This window comes from Nocardia sp. NPDC023852 (assembly GCF_040639505.1).
GTDB lineage: Bacteria > Actinomycetota > Actinomycetes > Mycobacteriales > Mycobacteriaceae > Nocardia.
The window spans coordinates 1-1,726 of sequence record NZ_JBFAAB010000077.1 but is presented as its reverse complement, the minus strand read 5'-3'; the positions used below and the strand labels follow the sequence as shown (position 1 = coordinate 1,726).

General features: G+C 63.1%; 3 protein-coding genes. All 3 read left to right on the top strand.

Annotation, left to right across the window (positions count from 1 at the left end):
- A partial coding sequence (locus tag AB0H00_RS31935; protein ID WP_357273666.1) for a hypothetical protein occupies positions 1 to 273 on the top strand: 273 nt, incomplete at its 5' end.
- 57 nt (positions 274 to 330) lie between these two features.
- Positions 331 to 1,374 carry an ATP-grasp domain-containing protein gene (locus AB0H00_RS31930; protein WP_357273664.1) on the top strand — a complete coding sequence of 348 codons (1,044 nt, stop codon included), beginning with the start codon at positions 331 to 333 and terminating at the stop codon, positions 1,372 to 1,374.
- A gap of 124 nt (positions 1,375 to 1,498) precedes the next feature.
- The coding region (locus tag AB0H00_RS31925) for a hypothetical protein (protein WP_357273661.1) at positions 1,499 to 1,726 on the top strand (228 nt) is incomplete at its 3' end.

Sequence of the window (1,726 nt, the reverse complement as noted above, 5' to 3'; positions counted from 1 at the left end):
GCGGTCTCGACCGTACTACCCGCCGACGCGCTCCCGCGTGAGCTGCTCGATCTGGCGATCACCGCGACCGCCGCGGTCGGACTACCTTTCGGCGGTGTCGACCTGGTCCCGCACCACGGCGGGGTGGTCTTCGAAGTGAATGTGCACCCGGTGCTCGACGTGCCGGGCGGATTCGACAAAGTCACCGTCCCTTATGTGGTTGCCCACCTCGATGCGCTCGACGCCGACCACGACCCGACCACCGATCAGGCTGTCGCGTCGGCGACCGACTGAGCAAACCCATCCCACCGAGCAGATCCGTTGCGATCCAGGACAACCGGAGACTCCGACATGACCACGCTAGGTGTCTTCTTCGGTGGCCGTTCCAGCGAGCATCGCGTCTCGATCGACACCGCCAACGCCCTGATCCCGATCCTCGCGACCCTCGATGACGAGGTGGTGTGGATCTACGTCTGCCAGGACGGTCGGCTTCTCGTGTGCAACAGCGCCACCGCCGACACCTACCTCGACTCGGACACGCCCGTGGACCGGCTGACCACACTGCCCGAATACCATCTGGCGCTGTCCCACGGTGTCATGCGACTGGCCCCGACTTCCCCCGAGGGCGCGCAGCTCACCATCGACGTCGTGCTGCCGGTGTTCCACGGATCGGTCGGTGAAGACGGAAGCATTCAAGGGCTGTGCCAGTTCTTCGACATCCCCTGCGCGGGACCGACTGTGCTGGGCGCGGCCCTGAGCCTGGACAAAGCCGCGTCCAAAGCGATCGTGCGTGGTCACGCCATCGCGGTGCCCGACTACAGGCTGATCGACATCAACACCATCGACCCCGACCAGCTGCAGTTGCCCTTCGACGGTCCCTACGTCGTCAAACCGCGCACCCAAGGCTCATCGATCGGTGTCGGCTTCGTCCGAGACCGATCCGAGCTACCCACCGCCATCGCGCAGGCCCGACCCTTCGGCACCGAATGCCTCATCGAGCAGTACATCCCCGCGATCGAAGTCCACTGCTACGTGCTCAAAACCAGTACTACGATGATGACCTCCCGCATAGCAGGCAAAGTGCCGAACAGCGAAATCTACAGCCACGAAACGAAACTCCAAGCCGCGAGCAGCCTCCGGCGTCTGATCGACACCGACTTCTCTCCCGCCACTATCGACCGCATCCAACATCAGGCGCGGACTGTCTTCAACCTCCTCGACGGCCGCGGCCTGGCCCGAGTCGACTTCTTCCTCCGCAACAACGGCGAGCTGCTATTCAACGAACTCAATTCGATACCCGGCCTCCGCCGCACCCCCGCGTCAGGCTCGTATAACTCCTGGGCCAACCACGGAATCGGATTCCGCGACGTCGTGGCCGAACTGATCCGCCCATAACCTTCCAGCTCCATCGCAACTCGCTGTGGCGCGGGGCCTCCGGTCACGCCGAGTACCTGAAGCAGTCCAGTAGACCATCGGCGTTTTTCGAGGGCTGTGACGTCTTCGATTCCGTGACGGCCAGGTGGCATCACTACGCAGCCTGTATGACCCGTTGCAGGTCGCCGAACAGCTTGCGCTGATCCCCAATCAGCAAGGTGCCGCGATGTTGTACGCCGACCGGTGCTGGTTTGAAACCGAAGCCGGTCCCTTACCCATGATACCTCTGTATTTGTCAAGCGGCATCGGTATGGCGGGTGAGTGTGGTTCGGGCCGCCTGTCTTTCGTCTCGGATCATGGTTCGCCAACATCG

What these genes read in the sequence shown, in the direction of transcription:
- AB0H00_RS31930 (WP_357273664.1), top strand. Translation starts at nt 331, where the DNA reads ATGACCACGCTAGGTGTCTTCTTCGGTGGCCGTTCCAGCGAGCATCGC.